The sequence below is a fragment of the Streptomyces sp. NPDC016845 genome, from assembly GCF_044332585.1.
Taxonomy (GTDB): Bacteria; Actinomycetota; Actinomycetes; order Streptomycetales; family Streptomycetaceae; genus Streptomyces.
Map to the genome: position 1 here is coordinate 867,592 of NZ_JBIRPI010000002.1, position 15,192 is coordinate 882,783.

Below are 15,192 nucleotides of genomic sequence, written 5' to 3' on the forward strand. Positions count from 1 at the left end.
GCGGGGGCGACCCGCCCGGCCCGCGCTCACGACGGCGCTCCGGGCGGCACGAACGGCAACCCCTTCGGAGCGCCCCCCTCGATCAACCGCCACAACGCATCGGTGTCGGCGTACCGCTCGACCAGATCCCCGAGCCGGTCCAGCTGCTCCTCGCGCAGCGCCGCGAACGACGTGTCGGGGGCGGGTACGAACCGCCGCCCGGCCGCGTCGGCGACCGCCCGCAGAAAGGCCCGCCGGAACCCGTCCGACTCCAGGGACCCGTGCCAGTGCGTCCCCCACACGGCCCCCACCCGGCACCCGTCGAGAAACGCCTCCCCGCCGAGGACCTCAGCGACCCCGTGATGGATCTCGTACCCCTCGACGTACGCGCCGAGCGCCTCACCCACCGGACGCGCGAGCGTCTTCTCACGGGCGAACCGTACGCGTACGGGAAGCAGCCCGAGCCCGTCCACGACGCCCGCCCGGGACTCGACCTCGTCCTCGATGCGCTCCCCGAGCAGCTGGAACCCGCCACAGATGCCGAGCACCGGGCGCCCCTCGGCGGCCCGCCGCGCGAGCGCGTCCGCGAGCCCGCGCTCCCGCAGCCACTCCAGAGCCTTGACGGTCCCGCGCGTGCCCGGCACGACCACCAGATCGGCGTCGACCAGCTCCTCCGCACGGTCCACGAACCGGACGACGACACCCGGTTCCGCGGCCAGCGCGTCGACGTCCGTGAAGTTCGACATCAGCGGCACCGCGCACACGGCGACCCGCAGCACGTCCGCGCCGACGGGCGGCGCCACCACTGACTCGCGCACGGCGCCCCGCATGGACACGCGGAGCCCGTCCTCCTCGTCGATGCCGAGCCCGTGCTGGTAGGGGAGCACCCCGTAAGTCGCTCTGCCCGTCAGGGACTTGAGCATGTCCAAGCCCGGTTCGAGCAGACTGACATCGCCCCGGAACTTGTTCACCAGATACCCGGCGAGCAGCTCCTGGTCCTCGGGCGCGAGCAGCGCCGTCGTCCCGAAGAAGGAGGCGAAGACCCCGCCCCGGTCGATGTCGCCGACGACGAGCACGGGCAGCCGGGCCGCCCGCGCGATGCCCATGTTCACGATGTCGGTACGGCGCAGGTTGATCTCGGCCGGGGAGCCGGCGCCTTCACAGATCACAGCGTCATGGCTGCCCCGCAACTCCTCCAGGCACCCCACGACGGTGTCGAGCAGCGCGCCCTGCCGCGCCCCGTGGTACCCGCGCGCGCTCATCTCGCCGACCGGCCTGCCCATGAGCACGACCTGGCTGCTGCGGTCGCCGCCGGGCTTGAGCAGCACCGGGTTCATGAGCGCGGTCGGCTCGACCCGGGCGGCCTGCGCCTGCATGGCCTGCGCCCGGCCGATCTCGGCGCCCTCGCGCGTCACGAACGAGTTCAGGGACATGTTCTGCCCCTTGAACGGCGCGACCTTCACGCCCTGCCGTACGAGCCACCGGCAGATCCCCGCCGTGACCACGCTCTTCCCGGCGTCGGAGGTCGTGCCCGCGACGAGCAGCCCGCCCCCTGTCATCGACCTGCTCATCGGCCCGCACCCGCCTTCGCCGCTCGACGCCGCGCCCACCACAACCGCCCGCCCACGCACACTCCCCATGCCGTCCAGCTCACCCGCCGCGACAGCCGCGCGGCCCGTTCGACGTCCTCCACCCGCACCGGACGCCCGGCGGCGTTGAGGACGGGCCGGTGCTCGACCCGGCCCCCGTACGCGAGCGTCCCGCCGAGCCGTACCCCGAGCGCGCCCGCGAAGGACGCCTCGACGACGCCCGCGTTCGGGCTGGGATGGCGCCCCGCGTCGGCACGCCAGGCGCGGGCGGCCTCCCGGGGGCGCCCGCCGGTGAGCACGGCGAGGGCGCCGGTCAGCCGGGCCCCGGGCCATCCGGCGACGTCGTCGAGGCGGGCGCAGGCCCACCCGAACCGGCGGTACCTGGCGGACTTGTGCCCGACCATGGCGTCGAGCGTGTTCACGGCCCGGAAGGCGAGCAGCCCCGGCACACCGCCCACGGCCCCCCACACCAGCGCGCCGACCACGGCGTCCGAGGTGTTCTCGGCGACGGACTCGACGACCCCGCGCGCGATCCCGTCCGCGTCGAGCCCCTGCGGATCCCGCCCGCACAGACGCGGCAGCAGCTCCCGGGCCAGCTCCACGTCCCCGGCCTCCAGGGCGGCCCCGACGCCCCGGGCCTCCCGGCCGAGCGAGGTCCCGCCGACGACGGCCCAGGTGGCGACGGCGGTCAGCGCGACAGAGGCGACGGAGGATCTCCGGGCCGCCCGACCGGCCAAGGCGCCCAATGCGGCGGCGCCGCCTGCACAGACCACGGCATGCGCGGCGCCCCACCCACGGTGGTCCCGCCACAGCGTTCGCTCGACAGCCCCCGCGGCCCGGCCGAAACCGGCGACGGGGTGCCCTCGACGCGGATCACCGAACAACTGGTCGGCTACAAGTCCGGCTGCGGCCCCGTACGCGAACACGCGCTCGGCCCGCACCGTGCCGCGCGGGGCGAACATGGTGGTAGTTGTCCTCACTCAGGGTGTCCACGCCCTGGTTCGACGAGACCGGCAGCAGAGAGTTCCTGGCTCGCCCCCCGACAGAGGGCTCACAGTGGCGGGACCGCGCCGGATTCGCACCGGCTTCCTCGGACTGCTGCCGAATATGGCCTGGGAAGTCCACCACGCAGCGCGAAGGCGCGTCAACTTGCTGTTGACCTGGGTGAGCGCAGTGTGGGGAGACCCACAGGACGCGGACAAGGGTGAGGGGCGGGTCGCGATGCGCCCCGCCCCTCACCACCAGGCGATCTCAGGCCACGATCAGGAAGATCCCGTACGCCACGGCCGCCGCGCACAGCGCGAAGCACACGTACGCGCCCGATGTGAGCGCCGTCGCCGAGGCGCCGCGCCGGGTCGCCGCCTCGCGCTTGGAGAGGCCGACGATGCCGAGGGTGAACAGGCCCACCAGGGCCACCGTGGTCGCGAGGCTGACGCCGAAGACGGAGCCGAGGGCCGCCCAGTCGATGTTCATGGCTGTCGGTTCCTTACAGCGTGGCGCCGGCGGGGCGCGCGGGGTCGGCCGCGGCCGGGGCCGTGGCGGGGGAGGGGATCGCGGGGATCGTGGACTTCAGGTCGACGGGGACCGGGGTCCCGGCCTCCGCGACCGCGGCGACCGGCGGCGGGGAGACCGCGGCGATGGCCGTGGTTATGACCCCGGCGGGCTCCTCCGCGGCGCCCGGCGTGTCCGGGGTGACGCTGGTGTGGTCGACGGTCTCGCGGCGGGACAGCTTCCAGATGACCGCGGAGCCGCCGATGAGGAGCGCCGCCGTCAGGCCGATGCCCCAGGGCCCCTGCTTGGTGAGGTACTCGGCGCCCGCGCCGACCAGACCGGCGGCCGGCAGGGTCAGGCCCCACGCCACGAACATCCGGGTGGCGGTCGACCAGCGGACGACACCGCCCTTGCGGCCGAGCCCGGCCCCCATCACGGCGCCCGAGCAGACCTGGGTGGTGGAGAGGGAGAAGCCGATGTGCGAGGAGGCGAGGATCGCGGTCGCGGCGCTGGTCTGGGCGGTGAAGCCCTGTTGCGGCGCGAGCTCGGTCAGGCCCTTGCCCATCGTGCGGATGATCCGCCAGCCGCCCAGGTAGGTGCCCATCGCGATGGCGAGACCGGCCGAGACGATGACCCACAGCGGCGGGTTGGCGCCCGGCGCGAGGACGCCGCCGGTGATCAGGGCGAGGGTGATGATGCCCATCGTCTTCTGCGCGTCGTTGGTGCCGTGGGCGAGGGAGACGAGCCCGGCGGAGGCGATCTGCCCGGCGCGGTACCCCTTCGAGGTGGCCCTCTCGTCGGTGTGCCTGCTGATGCGGTAGGTCAGGCGCGTGGCGAGCATCGCGGCGAGACCGGCGACGAGCGGTGCGGCGACCGCGGGGAGCAGCACCTTGGTGACGACGGTGCCGCCGTTCACCGAGGACCAGCCCATCGACATGACCGCCGCGCCGATGAGGCCGCCGAACAGCGCGTGCGACGAGCTGGACGGCAGCCCGACCAGCCAGGTCACGAGGTTCCAGAGGATGGCGCCGACGAGCGCCGCGAAGATGACCTCTGTCTTGAGTCCGTCCTCGTTGATGATGCCGCCGGAGATGGTCTTGGCGACCTCCACGGAGAGGAACGCTCCGACGAGGTTCAGTACGGCGGACATGGCCACCGCCGTCTTCGGCTTGAGGGCGCCCGTCGAGATGGTCGTCGCCATCGCGTTGGCCGTGTCGTGGAAACCGTTGGTGAAATCAAAGACCAGCGCGGTAACGATCACGATCGCCAGGAGCAGCGTGATGTGTTCCATTTACCCAGGCTTCGGTTGGACGTCAGTGGCAAGCTGAACGTAAGTAAGCAGGGTGAACGGAAGATGAACTGGGCGGGGCGTCATGGTGACCCGATCCGGAGTGATCTCACCCTGCTTCGCGCGGCGCGGTGTGCGCGGTTCCGGATCGGCCTCCCGCCGGGCCCCCGCCGGCCCTCCGAAAGGCCCGGAATCGCGGGTTCCGGAGGGCTTGGCGCGGCGTCGGATCCCCGCCCTCCTACCCCTTGGCGAAACGCCGCAACTGGGTCATCGACCCGTTGAAGAGATTCTGGTCACCCGGCAGCCTGCCGCCGTTGTCGTACTGCCAGAACGTGTAGAAGGACCATCCGGCGGGCAGCGGGCCCGCGCTCCTGCTGTAGTGCGCGAGCCAGAGGGGATGCTTGGCGGCGAGGGCGCGGCTGTTGCCGGTGCACAGCCTCCACCAGCGGGCATTGGTGTAGATCACCGGATACCGGCCGGTCCTGCGCCGGGTCTCGGCGCTGAAGGACTTGATCCACGACACCATCCCGGCCTTGCTCATGCCGTAGCACTTGGCCTTGCTGTACGGGTTGTACTCGATGTCGAGCGCGGGCGGCAGCGTCCACCCGTCCCGCGACCAGTCGCCGCCGTTGCGCACGAAGTACGAGGCCTGCGCCCTGCCGGAGGATCTGTTCGGCAGGGCGAAGTGGTAGGCGCCCCGGATGATGCCCGCGCGGCGGGCGCCGTTGTACTGCTGGGTGAAGTAGGGGTTCTTGTAGGAGGTCGACTCGGTCGCCTTCACGTAGACGAACCGGGACCCTTTTTTCCTGGCCTTCGCCCAGTTCACCTTCTTCTGGTGCGAGGACACGTCGTGCCCCCTCGGCTTGGCCGCCGCCTGCGCGGGCGGCTCGGCGAGAGTGGCCGCCCCCAGCGTGAGAGCGGCCACCGAGGTCGCCACGGCGAGGCGGGCGCGGCGATGGGACGGTCGGTGATCACGAGCCATGTTTCCCCCGTATCTGCTCGGCACAGCCCGCATCGGCGTCTGTGGTCGTTTTGTACCCATATGCGACTTAGGATGCCTGACAGGATGCTCCGCATGACGCAACTCGAGCAGGCGTGGCAAGAATTGGTGGAGACGGCTTGCAGGACCGTCCGCGACGGCCTCGTCGTCGGCACCTCCGGCAACGTCTCCATACGGGTCGGGGACACCGTCCTCACCACCCCCAGCGGCGTGCCCTACGACCGGCTCGGCCCGGACGACCTCGTTGCCGTCGGCCTCGACGGTGAGCGGCACACCGGCGCCCTCGCGCCCACCAGTGAGCTGCCGATGCACCTCGCCGTGTACCGGCACACGGACGCGCGCGCCGTCGTGCACACCCACGCCGTGCACGCCACCGCCGTCTCCACGCTCGTCACCGAGCTGCCCGCCATCCACTACATGACGGCGGCCCTGGGCGGCCGGATCCGGGTCGCCCCCTACGCCACGTACGGCACTCAGGAGCTGGCCGACAGCGTGCTCGCCGCCCTGGCCGGCCGCACCGGCTGCCTCCTGCGCAACCACGGCACCCTCACCTACGGGGACACGCTCGCCGCCGCCTACGACCGCACCGCGCAGCTGGAGTGGATGTGCCGCCTCTGGCTCACCGCCCACTCCGTCCCGGGCCGCGCCCCGTCGCTCCTGTCCGACGCGCAGCTGCGGGAGACGGGCGAGCGCCTGAACGAATACGGGCAACCCTGACGCCCGGTCCGGTACGGGTCCCGGTCCTGTACGGGCCTCGGTCCTGTACGGGTCCCGGTCCTGTACGGGCCTCGGTCCTGTACGGGTCCCGGTCCTGTACGGGTCCCGGTCCTGTACGGGCCTCGGTCCTGCACGGGCCCCGGTCCTGTACGGGCCCCGCTCCTATACGGGCCCCGGTCCCGTACGGGCCCCGCTCCTATACGGGCCCCGGTCCCGTACGGGCCCCGGATCCGTACGCCCTCCGGACCCATGCGGGCTCCAGATCTGTACGGGCTTCTCGTTCCTGCGGCGACAAATCCCGACACATGGGGACCACGGCCCGACAGGCGTCACCCCGACCCCCCGCCCCACTGGCCCGCGCGGGCCCGGACGCCGACACTGGACGGGTGCGTATCGCCAGAGCGACGGCCGCTGCCGTCACCGCCGTCCTCGGGGCCTCCGCAGCCGCGATCGCCGCCGGCCGGCTGGCCAGCGACGCCGCGCTCAAGGCGCCCGCGGGCCGCCCCCTGCCCACCGAACCCCGGCTCACCGTCCACACCACCGCGGCCGGGCACATCACCCTGACCCGCGACCTGGCGTCGCTGCGTCCGGGCACGTACGGGCTCGTCGGCGACGACTGGCACGCGGTCGTCGGACCCGTGATCGAGTCGGCGGCGCACCCCGCGGACACCGTCGTACGCCGCCTGGAGCGCGTCACGCACGGCGTACCCGAGCCCGGCGCCAAGGCGTGGCTCACGCCGCAGGTGCACATCGGCGACCCCAAGACCGCGCTCGGCCTCGACCACGCCGACGTCCACGTGCCGGGCGAGCTCGGGACGCTGCCCGCCTGGTTCCTGCCCGGCGTGCGCGAGACCTGGATCATCACCGTGCACGGGCTCGGCACCACCCGCGAACACGCCATGAACCTCATGGGGTTCCTGCGCCACCAGCAGTTCCCGGTGCTCGCCCCGGCCTACCGCGGCGACCCCGGCGCGCCGCTCGCCCCGGACGGCCTGAACCACTTCGGCACGACGGAGTGGCGCGATCTGGACGCCGCGATCCGTTTCGCCGTGCGCCACGGCGCCCGCGACGTCATCCTCCACGGCTGGTCCACCGGCGCCGCGATGGCCCTGCGCGCCGCCACGTACTCCGCGCTGCGCGACCGCGTCAGCGGCCTGGTCCTCGACTCCCCGGTGCTCAGCTGGCAGGCGACCGTGCGCGCCCTGGCCAGAGCCCGGCACACGCCGTCCCCGCTCCTGCCGCTCGCGGTCCGCGCCGCGCAGGGCCGCACGGAGCTGACGGCCGACCGGTTCGGCGAGGCGGCCGTGCCGGGCACGCTCGCCGTCCCCACGCTCATCGTGCACGGCCCCGACGACGAGGTGGCGCCCTGGGAGCTGTCCCGCCGCCTCGCTAACCGCCGCCCCGACCTCATCGCGCTGCACACGGTCGACGACGCCCCGCACAACGCGATGTGGAACGCCGACCCGAAGGCGTACGAGGAGACGCTCCGGCGCTTCCTGACACCGCTGATGTGAGCCGCGGGCGGCGGAGCGCCCGGACGCTGCGAATGGCGACGCGAACTCCGAACAAGGGCTCCCGTTTGGGAATTCGCGGGGTCACCCTGGAGACTGCTCAAGTGACGTCCCGTACTCCGCGCGACTCCAGGCTCCGACTCGTCAGCCCGCGCCACCGGCCCCTCGCCGCTGCCGCCCCACGCGCAGCGGTCCGAAGGCCCGCGCCGCGCCCCCCGGAGGGCACCCCGCCCCCCGCCGAACTGGCCCGCTCAGCCCGGCAGGGCCTCGCCGCCGCCGTGCGCGTGGCGCGCTGGGCGGACACCACGCTGAGCCCCGGCAACGGCACGGGGGCGCGCGACGGCAAAGGCACTCTCGCGGACGCCACCGCGCGCCGCGCGGCCGCCGATCTGGGGCTCACCGTCGCGCAGGTCCGCGCCGACTGGGACACCGCGCGCCTCGCTGGACTCGTCGAGGTGCACGGCGACGTCGCCCGGCCCGGCTGGCGGCTGCGCGTCTGGGACCGCGACGACACCGCCGTGCTGCGCGGCTGGGTCGCCCTGTTCGACGCCTGGTCCCTGGTGCACCCGGCGCCGGACTCCCTGGAACCGGCGGCGGTCGCCGAAGTCGTCGAAGCCGTGCCCCAGTTGCTCTCCTTCTGCCAGCTGATGGCGGGCCCGGTACCGGCCGCCCAGCTCCTCGACCTCCTCGCCCAGCGCGTCGCCGAACTGCGCACGGAGCGCTGCGAGATCCCCTACGGCCCGCAGCCCGAACCGGTGCCGCCGCAGGACACCCCGCTCCTGCCGCTCCTCGACTGGACGCTGGCCGGGCTCACCGCCGTGGGCGCCCTGACGTACGCCGACGGCCACGCCACGCTGACCCCGCTCGGCAGCTGGGCGGTCTGGGTCAAGCTGGAGCAGATCTGCGTCGCGGCCCAGTCCCCGGCCGGGAACATCGAGGTCTCCGCCGAGGACATGCTGCGCGGCTGCGCCCGCCTGCGGCCGAACGCGGCCCGCGCCGAGTACCGCGCCTGGCTCGCCGCCCGCGACATCGGCAACGCTGTCACCGAGCTCCTCGTGGCGGCCCGCGGCGAGGACGCCCTGCTGCGCGGCCTGGCCTTCGAAGCGCTCCGCGTCGTCGGAGCCCCCGCCGAGCCGGAGGTACGCCGCTGCGCGGACGAACCCGGCCTGCGCGCCTACGCCCTGCTCTGGCTCGCCGAGTACGAGGGCGCCGACCCCGAGGACGTGCACACGGTCCTCACCCGCGAGGAAGCCACGTGGCTCTGGGTCGACACGGCGGCGGCCGTCGCCGACCACGGCGAGGCGCCGCTGCTCGTACGCCACTTGGAGTCCGCGGTCCAGCCGACGATCCCGGCCCTGCTCGAAGAGGTCCGCGCCGTCGACCACCCCCGCACGGTCCAGGTCCTGGTCGCCCTGGCAGCCGCCCACCCGGACCCGGCCCTGGCGAAGGCGGTGCGCCGCGCGGCGTTCCAGGTGCACACGGGCGGCGCGTGACCGTACGGCCCATCGGAGGAAGCCGTCGTCTCGTGAGCCGACGGCATGCTCACCGGCACCGAGGGTGACGAGGGGTCCGCTCCGGGTGCCCCGGACGCCCGCCCCGGGGCGATGACCTGCGGGGCGCCCGCGCGCGGGCGCCCCGGACAATCCGCTTGCATCACCCCGTTAAACTGGCTCGTATGACGTTTTCTCTCTGGGTGGTTTAGCGGCGCCGACCGGCCCTCACCCTGGCCCTCGCCCTGTCAACTAGCCGTAAACCTGTCCTGGAGCACCCCCGTGATCACCGCATCCGGTATCGAACTGCGCGCCGGCGCCCGCATCCTCATCGAGAACGCCTCTTTCCGTGTCGCCAAGGGCGACCGCATCGGTCTGGTCGGCCGTAACGGGGCGGGCAAGACCACCCTGACCAAGTGCCTCGCGGGTGAGGGCATCCCGGCCGGCGGCACCATCACGCGCTCCGGCGAGGTCGGCTATCTGCCGCAGGACCCGCGCACCGGGGACCTCGACGTCCTGGCCAGCGACCGCATCCTCTCCGCCCGTGGCCTCGACACGCTGATGCGCAAGATGCGCGAGAACGAGCAGCGCATCGCGACCGGCTCGGGCGCCACCCAGGCCAAGGCGCTCAAGCAGTACGAGCGCCAGGAGACGGAGTTCCTCACCAAGGGCGGGTACGCCGCCGAGGCCGAGGCCGCCACCATCGCCGCCGCGCTGAACCTGCCCGACCGCGTCCTCGGCCAGCCGCTGCACACGCTCTCCGGTGGTCAGCGGCGCCGTGTCGAGCTGGCCCGCATCCTCTTCTCGGACGCGGACACCCTGCTCCTTGACGAGCCGACCAACCACCTCGACGCCGACTCGATCGTCTGGCTGCGCGACTACCTGAAGACGTACAGCGGCGGCTTCATCGTGATCTCCCACGATGTCGAGCTCGTCGAGACGGTCGTCAACAAGGTCTTCTACCTGGACGCCAACCGCTCCCAGATCGACGTCTACAACATGGGCTGGAAGCTCTACCAGCAGCAGCGCGAGGCCGACGAGAAGCGCCGCAAGCGCGAGCGCCAGAACGCCGAGAAGAAGGCCGCCACGCTGAACGCGCAGGCCGACAAGATGCGCGCCAAGGCCACCAAGACGGTGGCCGCGCAGAACATGGCCAAGCGCGCCGACAAGCTCCTCGCGGGCCTGGAGGAGGTGCGCCAGTCCGACAAGGTGGCCAAGCTGCGCTTCCCCGACCCGTCGCCGTGCGGCAAGACGCCGCTGATGGCCGAGGGCCTGTCGAAGTCCTACGGCTCGCTCGAGATCTTCACCGACGTCGACCTGGCCATCGACAAGGGGTCCAGGGTCGTCATCCTCGGCCTCAACGGTGCGGGCAAGACGACCCTGCTCAAGCTGCTCGGCGGCGCCGAGAAGCCCGACACCGGGCAGGTCATCGAGGGGCACGGCCTCAAGCTCGGCTACTACGCGCAGGAGCACGAGACCCTCGACCCGGAGCGCACGGTCCTGGAGAACATGCGCTCGGCCGCCCCCGACCTCGATCTGATCCAGGTGCGCAAGACCCTCGGCTCGTTCCTGTTCTCCGGCGACGACGTCGACAAGCCGGCCGGGGTCCTCTCCGGCGGCGAGAAGACCCGTCTCGCCCTCGCGACCCTGGTCGTCTCGTCGGCGAACGTCCTGCTCCTCGACGAGCCCACGAACAACCTCGACCCGGCGAGCCGCGAGGAGATCCTCGGCGCCCTGCGCACGTACAAGGGCGCGGTCGTCCTGGTCACGCACGACGAGGGCGCCGTGGACGCGCTCCAGCCCGAGCGCATCATCCTGCTCCCGGACGGCGTCGAGGACCTGTGGGGCCAGGGGTACGCGGACCTCGTCGCCCTCGCGTGATCTCGCGGATCCTCCGGGGCGTCAGCACCGCTTGATCGAATGGCTGATCCACTGAGTATGGATCATTCGGCCGATCCGTGATCCATCATATGAGTGAGATCGCCTCGTACTGCGGTGTGTCATACACGGATTTCGCCGCCCCTTGAGCCGCACCGCCCTTGTCCCGCGGGCCCGCCGCTGACCTGCCGGTTCCCCGGAAAAGGCGGTGGCGGGCGGCAAAAAAGGCATCCGGAATTCCCTGTTCCGGTCGGGTGGATCACCTTCCCAACTGGAATTGTGCGGCTACGGACCTTGCCGAATGGGTGGCCAGGAGCGCCGCAAGGGGTGATCATGGGAATTCCAGAGCGCACTTCCCATGAGGAGGCACGGGTGGCCGAGACTCTGAAGAAGGGCAGCCGGGTTACCGGCGCCGCGCGCGACAAGCTCGCGGCAGACCTGAAGAAAAAGTACGACTCCGGTGCGAGCATCCGGGCACTGGCCGAGGAGACCGGTCGCTCGTATGGCTTCGTGCACCGGATGCTGAGCGAGTCCGGGGTCACGCTGCGAGGTCGCGGCGGGGCCACACGAGGCAAGAAGGCCGCGGCGAACTGACGCGGCCGACCTGTTCTCAGGGCCTGGCAACGGGCCTGTTCGGCACACTGGTTCCTTCGGTGACCACCCGGCCGGTCGACTGACCGGCCGGGTGGTTACTGTGCAGTCACTTATGACCGCGCAGACTCGGAGGCCCCGATGACTCAGCCCGCACCGCTCCTCGACAAGGACGGCGTCCGGCTCACCGTCGACGACGCGATCGCCACGGTGACCCTGAGCAACCCGGACAAGCGAAACGCCCAGAGTCCCGCGCTGTGGCGGGCGTTGACCGAGGCCGGGCGCGCCCTGCCGGGCTCCGTGCGCGTCGTCGTGGTGCGCGGCGAGGGCAAGTCCTTCTCCGCGGGCCTCGACCGCAAGGCGTTCACGCCCGAGGGGTTCGACGGCGAGCCGTCCTTCATCGACATGGCGCGCGGCGGTGCGGAGTTCCTCGACTCCACCATCGCCGAGTACCAGTCCGCGTTCACCTGGCTGCGCCGCAGCGACCTGCTGTCCGTCGCCGCCGTGCAGGGGCACGCGATCGGTGCCGGGTTCCAGCTCGCCCTCTCCTGCGACCTGCGCGTCGTCGCCGACGACGTGCAGTTCTCCATGCGCGAGACCAGCCTCGGCCTCGTCCCCGACCTCACGGGCACGCATCCGCTCGTCTCGCTCGTCGGGTACGCGCGCGCCCTGGAGATCTGTGTCACCGGGCGCTACGTGCACGCCGACGAGGCGGTCGCCGCGGGCCTCGCCAACGTCGCCGTGCCCGGCGACCAGCTGACCGCCGCCACCGACGACCTGGTCGCCGCCCTCCTCGCCGCCCCGCGCGACGCCGTCATCGAGACCAAGGCCCTCCTCCAGGGCGTGGCCGGCCGCACCCTGGACGAGCAGCGCACGGCCGAACGGGCCGCCCAGGGCCGCCGCCTCCGGGACCTGGCGGGCCTGGGCGACTGATTCGGCGGGGCGGGGCGGGCCTGGGCGACCGACCCGGCGGCGCTGCGGCCCCGCATCCGCTGCGGCCGCTCGACCGCCGGAACAGCCGTCCGCCCGGCAGTCCGTCTGGCAGTCCGTCTGGCAGTCCGTCTGGTAGTTCCGGCAGTCGGTCCGGCAATCGGTCCGGCAGTCCGTTCGGCAGTTCCGTCTACGGCCGCTCGACCCCCGTCACCAGAACCGCCACCGTCGGCGCGTCCGGGAACGCCGTCGTCACCGCCCGGCGGACCTGGCGGGCCACGTCCAGGGCGCGGGCCCGCGCCGACACCGCCAGCTCCACCCGGACGTGACGGCGCGGCAGTGCTCCCGTACCGCCCTCCGGCTCCTCGATGTGGACCGCGCGGCTCATCCCGCCCAGGGCGCCCGTCAGCGCGGCCACGCCGGGCACGGACCGCGCCGCCTGGGCCGCGCGCGCCTCGTCCCCGGACAGGGGGCGCGGCTCCGACGGCTCGTCAGGGGCCGGTTCCGAGCCCGCGGGCCCCTCGGAACCGGCCTCCAGCAACTCCGTGACCTGGAGGTCCACCGCCTCGACGACCAGGCCGAGTTCGTCACCCGCCACCCGCGCGAGCGTCATCCGCAGCCGCGTCGTGACCACCGGCAACGGCTCGTCGGCGGCCGCCGCGCAGTCCGCCACGATCCGCAGCGGCCCCGGCGGCAGCGCGCCCGGCGGGGCGGGCACCGCGGCCTCGTACGTGCCTTCCGGGTCGGCCTGTTCCAGGCGCAGCGAACCCAGGCGCACCCCGCGCAACGGGGCCGCCGCCAGGCGCAGTACGTCCCGTGCCGCCGACTCCGCGATCCACGCCCCGTCACCCGGCCCGCCCAAGGGAACCAGCCTGCCGATGCCGAGCTGGTGCCGTACCGCCTGTGCCCATCGATCTACCGTCATTCCCCCAGGCTGCCCCATCCCGGGCGCGAGTCGGGGTAACCGCACTTAATGTGGTCGAAAGAAAGCACACCCCACCGAGATCAGACCTCAACGGACAGAGGGGACGGCCCGATGAGCGAGACCACGCACCAGCAGTCCGGCGGAGCGACGGCGGCGGCAGGCGCCGCGCGGACCAACGTGACCAAGCGGGGCGGCGGCGACCCCGGCAGCCGGGGCAGGACCACCATCGCCGACGGCGTCGTCGAGAAGATCGCCGGACTCGCGGCGCGTGACGTGGACGGCGTCCACGCGATGGGCAGCGGCCTCTCCCGTACCTTCGGCGCCGTGCGCGACCGGGTGCCGGGCGGCGGCAAGTCCGTGACGCGCGGCGTGAAGGCCGAGGTCGGCGAGGTACAGACGGCCCTCGATCTGGAGATCGTCGTCGAGTACGGCGTCTCGATCGCGGACACCGCGCGCGCCGTGCGGGAGAACGTCGTCGTGGCCGTCGAGCGCATGACCGGGCTCGAGGTCGTCGAGGTGAACATCGCCGTCAGCGACGTGAAGCTGCCGGACGAGGAGGACGACGAGCCGGAGTCGAAGCTCCAGTGAGACCCGCACCCGCCCGCGACGTAGGCAAGAGGAGCGCAGGATGAATCTGGCCGTGGTCGGCATGATCGCCGGCATGGCCCTCGCATTCGCCGGATACTTCGGCGGTTTCGGGGCCTTTTTGCTGGTGGCGGCGCTCGGCGCCATCGGCTTCATCGCCGGGCGGTTCCTCGAGGGGGACATGCAGCCCGGCGAGTTCTTCCGCACGCGCGGCGACCGGCGGAGGTGACCTGTGGCGACACAGGTCGCGTCCGCCGACCGCGGCGCGACCCGGATCGCCGACCGGGTCGTCGCGAAGATCGCCGCGTACGCGGCACGAGAGGCGCTGGACACCGTCCCGGCCGGCGGATCGCCGCCGCACGCCACGGTCGCCGTCCACCACGGCACCGCCCGGGTCCGCATCAGCCTGGAGCTCGGCTACCCCGCGGACATCGGCGGACAGTGCGGCGCCGTACGGCGTCAAGTCGCCCATCGAGTGAAGACGCTGGCGGGCATGGAGGTGCCGGAAGTGGCCGTACAGGTCGAACGGCTGCACCCGGAGCGCACGGGCGCCGACCGCGGGAGGATCCGGTGAGCGAACCCACCCGGCGGCTGCCCGTCGCCGAGCGCGCCGGGACCGGTCCCGGGGACCGGCCGGAGGAGACGGCAACGCGCCCACCGGAGCGCGGCAGGAAAACCGGCCGGTTCTGGTCGGCCCGCCGCGTCCCGGCGATCCTCGCCGCGCTCGTGCTCCTCGGCGGCATCGGCATCCTGCTCTACGACATCGCGTCCGTACGGTCCGGGCGTCCGGGCATGGAGTGGCGCCGCACCCTCGCCCGCGAGCTGGCGCAGCGCCCGCTGGACGACACCCCCGTCCTGATCGGCGCGGGCGTCGCCGCCGTGCTCGGGCTCTGGCTGCTCCTGCTCGCGCTGACCCCGGGCCTGCGCGGGGTGCTGCCGATGCGCCGCGTCCACCCGGAAGTACGTGCGGGGCTGCACCGGGACGCCGCCGCGATGGTGCTGCGCGACCGGGCCATGGAGGTGCCGGGCGTGCAGTCCGCCAAGGTCCGCGTGAAGCGCGCCAAGGCGAAGGTGCGGGCGGTCTCGCACTTCCGTGAACTCGACGACGTACGGGGCGACCTGGACTCCACGCTGGGCGACAGCGTCCGGGGCCTCGGGCTCAGCCGTGACCCGCGCCTCTCCGTGCGGGTGGCGCGCCCCGGCAAGAAGGGATGACGG

General features: G+C 72.9%; 16 protein-coding genes and 1 riboswitch. Of the genes, 10 read left to right on the plus strand and 6 right to left on the minus strand.

The genetic code is table 11. From position 1 onward, the window contains the following. Positions 1 to 26: 26 nt before the first annotated feature. The 5 genes from ACH4RC_RS10025 to ACH4RC_RS10045 form a co-directional block, all read right to left on the minus strand. Positions 27 to 1,538 carry a cobyric acid synthase gene (locus ACH4RC_RS10025; protein WP_398197899.1) on the minus strand — a complete coding sequence of 504 codons (1,512 nt, stop codon included), beginning with the start codon at positions 1,536 to 1,538 and terminating at the stop codon, positions 27 to 29. A gap of 8 nt (positions 1,539 to 1,546) precedes the next feature. Next, positions 1,547 to 2,509 (minus strand): cobalamin biosynthesis protein, encoded by a 963-nt coding sequence (locus ACH4RC_RS10030; RefSeq protein ID WP_398197902.1) that lies wholly within the window; start codon positions 2,507 to 2,509, stop codon positions 1,547 to 1,549. An 80-nt stretch (positions 2,510 to 2,589) separates the two neighbouring features. Continuing rightward, a riboswitch (cobalamin riboswitch) is annotated at positions 2,590 to 2,660 on the minus strand. 159 nt (positions 2,661 to 2,819) lie between these two features. Further along, positions 2,820 to 3,041 carry a hypothetical protein gene (locus ACH4RC_RS10035; protein WP_398197653.1) on the minus strand — a complete coding sequence of 74 codons (222 nt, stop codon included), beginning with the start codon at positions 3,039 to 3,041 and terminating at the stop codon, positions 2,820 to 2,822. A 13-nt stretch (positions 3,042 to 3,054) separates the two neighbouring features. Beyond that, entirely contained in the window at positions 3,055 to 4,350 is a 1,296-nt protein-coding gene (locus ACH4RC_RS10040; protein ID WP_398197656.1) for an anion permease, read from the minus strand. A 235-nt stretch (positions 4,351 to 4,585) separates the two neighbouring features. Next, positions 4,586 to 5,329, minus strand: coding sequence for a lysozyme (locus ACH4RC_RS10045; protein ID WP_398197658.1), 744 nt, complete (start codon positions 5,327 to 5,329; stop codon positions 4,586 to 4,588). Positions 5,330 to 5,422: 93 nt separating this feature from the next. Here ACH4RC_RS10045 and ACH4RC_RS10050 point away from each other — a divergent pair, with 93 nt between their 5' ends. The 6 genes from ACH4RC_RS10050 (at position 5,423) to ACH4RC_RS10075 (ending at position 12,467) form a co-directional block, all read left to right on the plus strand. Next, positions 5,423 to 6,064 carry a class II aldolase/adducin family protein gene (locus ACH4RC_RS10050; RefSeq protein WP_398197660.1) on the plus strand — a complete coding sequence of 214 codons (642 nt, stop codon included), beginning with the start codon at positions 5,423 to 5,425 and terminating at the stop codon, positions 6,062 to 6,064. Positions 6,065 to 6,450: 386 nt separating this feature from the next. After that, positions 6,451 to 7,578, plus strand: coding sequence for an alpha/beta hydrolase (locus tag ACH4RC_RS10055; RefSeq protein ID WP_398197661.1), 1,128 nt, complete (start codon positions 6,451 to 6,453; stop codon positions 7,576 to 7,578). Between the two features lie 101 nt (positions 7,579 to 7,679). After that, positions 7,680 to 9,068: a hypothetical protein gene (locus ACH4RC_RS10060; RefSeq protein WP_398197664.1), complete on the plus strand. Its 1,389-nt coding sequence runs from the start codon at positions 7,680 to 7,682 to the stop codon at positions 9,066 to 9,068. A gap of 279 nt (positions 9,069 to 9,347) precedes the next feature. Next, a complete protein-coding gene (locus ACH4RC_RS10065; RefSeq protein ID WP_398197667.1) occupies positions 9,348 to 10,946 on the plus strand; it encodes an ABC-F family ATP-binding cassette domain-containing protein in 1,599 nt (532 codons plus the stop codon). Between the two features lie 369 nt (positions 10,947 to 11,315). Beyond that, positions 11,316 to 11,537 carry a helix-turn-helix domain-containing protein gene (locus ACH4RC_RS10070; RefSeq protein ID WP_324772334.1) on the plus strand — a complete coding sequence of 74 codons (222 nt, stop codon included), beginning with the start codon at positions 11,316 to 11,318 and terminating at the stop codon, positions 11,535 to 11,537. A gap of 138 nt (positions 11,538 to 11,675) precedes the next feature. Beyond that, positions 11,676 to 12,467, plus strand: a complete 792-nt coding sequence (locus ACH4RC_RS10075) for an enoyl-CoA hydratase/isomerase family protein (protein WP_398197670.1) — start codon at positions 11,676 to 11,678, stop codon at positions 12,465 to 12,467. A 187-nt stretch (positions 12,468 to 12,654) separates the two neighbouring features. On the opposite strand, the gene ACH4RC_RS10080 is transcribed toward ACH4RC_RS10075, so the two are convergent. Further along, positions 12,655 to 13,389 (minus strand): nucleopolyhedrovirus P10 family protein, encoded by a 735-nt coding sequence (locus ACH4RC_RS10080; protein ID WP_398197672.1) that lies wholly within the window; start codon positions 13,387 to 13,389, stop codon positions 12,655 to 12,657. Between the two features lie 111 nt (positions 13,390 to 13,500). Between ACH4RC_RS10080 and ACH4RC_RS10085 the strand changes: the two genes are divergently transcribed. From ACH4RC_RS10085 to ACH4RC_RS10100, 4 genes are read left to right on the plus strand one after another with little or no spacing between them, the layout of a single operon-like run. Further along, on the plus strand, positions 13,501 to 13,977 hold the full coding sequence (locus ACH4RC_RS10085; RefSeq protein ID WP_398197675.1) for an Asp23/Gls24 family envelope stress response protein: 477 nt from the start codon (positions 13,501 to 13,503) through the stop codon (positions 13,975 to 13,977). A 40-nt stretch (positions 13,978 to 14,017) separates the two neighbouring features. Continuing rightward, positions 14,018 to 14,203: a hypothetical protein gene (locus ACH4RC_RS10090; protein ID WP_394435127.1), complete on the plus strand. Its 186-nt coding sequence runs from the start codon at positions 14,018 to 14,020 to the stop codon at positions 14,201 to 14,203. Positions 14,204 to 14,206: 3 nt separating this feature from the next. After that, positions 14,207 to 14,548, plus strand: a complete 342-nt coding sequence (locus ACH4RC_RS10095) for a hypothetical protein (protein WP_398197677.1) — start codon at positions 14,207 to 14,209, stop codon at positions 14,546 to 14,548. Further along, positions 14,545 to 15,189, plus strand: coding sequence for a DUF6286 domain-containing protein (locus ACH4RC_RS10100; RefSeq protein WP_398197680.1), 645 nt, complete (start codon positions 14,545 to 14,547; stop codon positions 15,187 to 15,189). The genes ACH4RC_RS10095 and ACH4RC_RS10100 overlap by 4 nt, the downstream gene beginning before the upstream one ends. The last annotated feature ends 3 nt before the right edge of the window (positions 15,190 to 15,192 follow it).